This is a genomic window from Variovorax sp. P5_A3 (genome assembly GCF_056400665.1).
Map to the genome: position 1 here is coordinate 1 of NZ_JBFUKW010000057.1, position 5,831 is coordinate 5,831.

2 tRNA genes and 3 rRNA genes are annotated in these 5,831 nt (G+C 51.6%); all 5 read right to left on the bottom strand.

Going from position 1 to position 5,831, the window contains the following annotated elements:
• Nucleotides 1-95: 95 nt before the first annotated feature.
• The 5 genes from rrf to AC1D3B_RS36030 all read right to left on the bottom strand — a co-directional run bounded on the left by rrf (nt 96) and on the right by AC1D3B_RS36030 (nt 5,336).
• Nucleotides 96-208: ribosomal RNA gene (gene rrf / locus AC1D3B_RS36010) — 5S ribosomal RNA — on the bottom strand.
• A gap of 142 nt (nt 209-350) precedes the next feature.
• A 23S ribosomal RNA gene (locus AC1D3B_RS36015) occupies nt 351-3,220 on the bottom strand.
• 311 nt (nt 3,221-3,531) lie between these two features.
• Nucleotides 3,532-3,607 (bottom strand) — tRNA-Ala (locus tag AC1D3B_RS36020).
• 48 nt (nt 3,608-3,655) lie between these two features.
• A tRNA-Ile gene (locus tag AC1D3B_RS36025) sits at nt 3,656-3,732 on the bottom strand.
• A 69-nt stretch (nt 3,733-3,801) separates the two neighbouring features.
• A 16S ribosomal RNA gene (locus tag AC1D3B_RS36030) occupies nt 3,802-5,336 on the bottom strand.
• Together the 16S, 23S and 5S rRNA genes with 2 tRNA genes alongside form the textbook arrangement of a ribosomal RNA operon.
• Nucleotides 5,337-5,831 lie beyond the last annotated feature (495 nt).

Genomic DNA, 5,831 nt, shown 5'->3' on the forward strand with positions numbered 1-5,831 from the left:
GCGCGGCTCAGATTTGCGTCTTTTTCTTGCGGTAGAAGCCGTAAAAAGCCAAAAAGCCCAGCCTTGTGGGGCTGGGCTTTGAGGGGGCTGTAAGAGCCTGACGATGACCTACTTTCACACGGGAACCCGCACTATCATCGGCGCTGAGGCGTTTCACTGTCCTGTTCGGGATGGGAAGGAGTGGGACCACCTCGCTATGGTCATCAGGCATAAAGGGTTGCCGAGCTGACGGTGTCAGCCCGACGAATTCATAGAGTTTGGAATCAGCTTGGTATATTTTGAATGCGTCAACTTGGCATAACAACTTGATCTGTATTCGTGGCTCCTTGCGGGAGCCGGATCAAAGTTATAGGGTCAAGCCGCACGAGCAATTAGTATCAGTTAGCTTAACGCATTACTGCGCTTCCACACCTGACCTATCAACGTCCTGGTCTTGAACGACTCTTTAGGGGGCTCAAGGCCCCGGCAGATCTCATCTTGAAACGAGTTTCCCGCTTAGATGCTTTCAGCGGTTATCTCTTCCACACTTAGCTACTCGGCAATGCCACTGGCGTGACAACCGATACACCAGAGGTGTGTCCACTCCGGTCCTCTCGTACTAGGAGCAGGCTTCCTCAAATCTGCAGCGCCCACGGAAGATAGGGACCAAACTGTCTCACGACGTTTTAAACCCAGCTCACGTACCTCTTTAAATGGCGAACAGCCATACCCTTGGGACCGGCTACAGCCCCAGGATGAGATGAGCCGACATCGAGGTGCCAAACACCGCCGTCGATATGAACTCTTGGGCGGTATCAGCCTGTTATCCCCAGAGTACCTTTTATCCGTTGAGCGATGGCCCTTCCATACAGAACCACCGGATCACTATGTCCTGCTTTCGCATCTGCTCGACTTGTCAGTCTCGCAGTTAAGCACGCTTATGCCATTGCACTATCGTCACGATGTCCGACCGTAACTAGCGTACCTTCGAACTCCTCCGTTACGCTTTGGGAGGAGACCGCCCCAGTCAAACTGCCTACCATGCACTGTCCCCGATCCAGATAATGGACCTAGGTTAGAACCTCAAACACACCAGGGTGGTATTTCAACGTTGGCTCCACAAGATCTAGCGACCCTGCTTCAAAGCCTCCCACCTATCCTACACAGATCTGTTCAAAGTCCAATACAAAGCTACAGTAAAGGTTCATGGGGTCTTTCCGTCTTTCCGCGGGGAGATTGCATCATCACAAACATTTCAACTTCGCTGAGTCTCAGGAGGAGACAGTGTGGCCATCGTTACGCCATTCGTGCAGGTCGGAACTTACCCGACAAGGAATTTCGCTACCTTAGGACCGTTATAGTTACGGCCGCCGTTTACTGGGACTTCAATCAAGAGCTTGCACCCCATCATTTAATCTTCCAGCACCGGGCAGGCGTCACACCCTATACGTCCACTTTCGTGTTTGCAGAGTGCTGTGTTTTTAATAAACAGTCGCAGCCACCGATTTTTTGCAACCCATTCATGCTCCGTTGTTCACTTCACACTAATAGGGCACACCTTCTTCCGAAGTTACGGTGTCAATTTGCCGAGTTCCTTCTCCTGAGTTCTCTCAAGCGCCTTAGAATACTCATCTCGCGCACCAGTGTCGGTTTGCGGTACGGTCGTGTGTAGCTGAAGCTTAGTGGCTTTTCCTGGAACCTCGTTCAGTCACTTCACCAGCAAGCTGGCTCGATCGTTGGCCTCGGTATATGTGCACCGGATTTGCCTAATGCACGCCTACTTCCAACTAGACCGGGATATCCAACACCCGGATGACCTATTAAGATCCGTCCCCACATCGCACTACACATCGGTACAGGAATATTGACCTGTTTCCCATCAGCTACGCATCTCTGCCTCGCCTTAGGGGCCGACTCACTCTACGCCGATGAACGTTGCGTAGAAAACCTTGCGCTTACGGCGAGGGGGCTTTTCACCCCCTTTAACGCTACTCATGTCAGCATTCGCACTTCTGATACCTCCAGCACGCTTTACAACGCACCTTCACAGGCTTACAGAACGCTCTCCTACCACTTGCAATAAATTGCAAATCCGCAGCTTCGGTAACTGGCTTAGCCCCGTTACATCTTCCGCGCAGGACGACTCGATCAGTGAGCTATTACGCTTTCTTTAAATGATGGCTGCTTCTAAGCCAACATCCTGACTGTTTTAGCCTTCCCACTTCGTTTCCCACTTAGCCAATTTTAGGGACCTTAGCTGGCGGTCTGGGTTGTTTCCCTCTTGAGTCCGGACGTTAGCACCCGGTGCTCTGTCTCCCAAGCTGTACTCGTCGGTATTCGGAGTTTGCCTTGGTTTGGTAAGTCGCCATGACCCCCTAGCCAAAACAGTGCTCTACCCCCGACGGTAATACTTGAGGCACTACCTAAATAGTTTTCGGAGAGAACCAGCTATTTCCAAGTTTGTTTAGCCTTTCACCCCTATCCACAGCTCATCCGCTAGTTTTGCAACACTAGTCGGTTCGGACCTCCAGTACCTGTTACGGCACCTTCATCCTGGCCATGGATAGATCACTTGGTTTCGGGTCTACACCCAGCGACTGTCGCCCTATTCGGACTCGATTTCTCTACGGCTTCCCTATTCGGTTAACCTTGCCACTGAATGTAAGTCGCTGACCCATTATACAAAAGGTACGCAGTCACCCTTGCGGGCTCCTACTTTTTGTAAGCACGCGGTTTCAGGATCTATTTCACTCCCCTCCCGGGGTTCTTTTCGCCTTTCCCTCACGGTACTAGTTCACTATCGGTCGATGATGAGTATTTAGCCTTGGAGGATGGTCCCCCCATATTCAGACAGGATTTCTCGTGTCCCGCCCTACTTTTCGTTAGCTCAGTACCACACAGGTCTTTTCACGTACGGGGCTATCACCCGCTATGGCCAGCCTTTCCAAGCTGTTCCGTTAAGTCTTGTGCTATCACTAACAGGCTCTTCCGATTTCGCTCGCCACTACTTTCGGAATCTCGGTTGATGTCTTTTCCTCGAGCTACTGAGATGTTTCAGTTCACCCGGTTCGCCTCGCATACCTATGTATTCAGTATGCGATACCTTTCGGTGGGTTTCCCCATTCGGAAATCTCCGGATCAAAGCTAATTTGCCAGCTCCCCGAAGCTTATCGCAGGCTATCACGTCCTTCGTCGCCTATCATCGCCAAGGCATCCACCACGTGCTCTTATTCACTTGACCCTATAACTTTGACGTTTCTTCACAGAAACCAAAATCAATCAAGGAATTGCCAGGTCTTTCACCTGACGCGTTATGCCGTCTTCATAAATCGATTTAACTCGAAATTGAAGTTCATTTGACGCAATCAAAAATTCATGTCGCTGATGGCACGGGCCGCACCAAACCTTTACGAATGTGCGGTTTCCATCAGCGACGCTGATTCGACTCTATGAATTTTTAAAGAACAGCCGATTGATCAAGAGATCTTGATCAACAACAAAGATGCCTCTTACGAAGCAGCTTTGGTGTTGACGTTTTGTTTGCGTTGGAAGTGGTGGAGGATGACGGGATCGAACCGACGACCCCCTGCTTGCAAAGCAGGTGCTCTCCCAGCTGAGCTAATCCCCCGGGTCCTCACATCTGACGCATTGCAGCGCCATGACCATTGGAAGAATTTGGTGGGTCTAGTTGGGCTCGAACCAACGACCCCCGCCTTATCAAGACGGTGCTCTAACCAGCTGAGCTACAGACCCATGTCGATGGAATCGACTTCATCCAACAACCGATAAGTGTGGGCGTTCAAATTGAACTGCTGTTTCCAGAAAGGAGGTGATCCAGCCGCACCTTCCGATACGGCTACCTTGTTACGACTTCACCCCAGTCACGAACCCTGCCGTGGTAATCGCCCTCCTTGCGGTTAGGCTAACTACTTCTGGCAGAACCCGCTCCCATGGTGTGACGGGCGGTGTGTACAAGACCCGGGAACGTATTCACCGTGACATTCTGATCCACGATTACTAGCGATTCCGACTTCACGCAGTCGAGTTGCAGACTGCGATCCGGACTACGACTGGTTTTATGGGATTAGCTCCCCCTCGCGGGTTGGCAACCCTTTGTACCAGCCATTGTATGACGTGTGTAGCCCCACCTATAAGGGCCATGAGGACTTGACGTCATCCCCACCTTCCTCCGGTTTGTCACCGGCAGTCTCACTAGAGTGCCCAACTAAATGTAGCAACTAATGACAAGGGTTGCGCTCGTTGCGGGACTTAACCCAACATCTCACGACACGAGCTGACGACAGCCATGCAGCACCTGTGTTACGGTTCTCTTTCGAGCACTAAGCCATCTCTGGCAAATTCCGTACATGTCAAAGGTGGGTAAGGTTTTTCGCGTTGCATCGAATTAAACCACATCATCCACCGCTTGTGCGGGTCCCCGTCAATTCCTTTGAGTTTCAACCTTGCGGCCGTACTCCCCAGGCGGTCAACTTCACGCGTTAGCTTCGTTACTGAGTCAGTGAAGACCCAACAACCAGTTGACATCGTTTAGGGCGTGGACTACCAGGGTATCTAATCCTGTTTGCTCCCCACGCTTTCGTGCATGAGCGTCAGTGCAGGCCCAGGGGATTGCCTTCGCCATCGGTGTTCCTCCGCATATCTACGCATTTCACTGCTACACGCGGAATTCCATCCCCCTCTGCCGCACTCCAGCGATGCAGTCACAGATGCAGTTCCCAGGTTGAGCCCGGGGATTTCACAACTGTCTTACATCACCGCCTGCGCACGCTTTACGCCCAGTAATTCCGATTAACGCTCGCACCCTACGTATTACCGCGGCTGCTGGCACGTAGTTAGCCGGTGCTTATTCTTACGGTACCGTCATTAGCCCCCTTTATTAGAAAGAGCCGTTTCGTTCCGTACAAAAGCAGTTTACAACCCGAAGGCCTTCATCCTGCACGCGGCATGGCTGGATCAGGCTTGCGCCCATTGTCCAAAATTCCCCACTGCTGCCTCCCGTAGGAGTCTGGGCCGTGTCTCAGTCCCAGTGTGGCTGGTCGTCCTCTCAGACCAGCTACAGATCGAAGGCTTGGTGAGCCTTTACCCCACCAACTACCTAATCTGCCATCGGCCGCTCCATTCGCGCAAGGTCTTGCGATCCCCTGCTTTCATCCGTAGATCGTATGCGGTATTAGCACAGCTTTCGCTGCGTTATCCCCCACGATTGGGCACGTTCCGATGTATTACTCACCCGTTCGCCACTCGCCGCCAGGATTGCTCCCGCGCTGCCGTTCGACTTGCATGTGTAAGGCATGCCGCCAGCGTTCAATCTGAGCCAGGATCAAACTCTATAGTTCGATCTTGAATTTTTCGCTCTCTCGAGCAACTCATAAAAACGGAATTGAAGTGAACTTCACTTCTATTCTCATGAGCGTTTAAAGTCTTTTCGACTTTGTTCCGAAGAACTTGGCAATCGCCTTCAAACGCCCACGCTTATCGGCTGTATATTTTTAACGAACCACGCTCAACATCTTCTGTCTTGCGCCTTGCTTGCTGCGATCAGCGAAGCCTTCGATTATGACACGTTTTTAAAAGAACATGCAAACTTTTTTTCATCCGCTCGCTTCGATTTGCACCTGAATTCCAATCGGAATCGCAGCGCGCTTCGTTTTGAGCGGAGCCTTCGATTATGACACGATTTTTTCAATCCCGCCAAGTCCGAAGACCTTTTTCTCCGCCTCCTCCGACCCCCCCTCACCACCCCACCAGGGAAGCAGCACGACGAGTCGTTTTCAGCTGAGCCTTGGATTATGACGCGTTTTTGGCGCCTTCATCAACCCTGGCAAACTTTT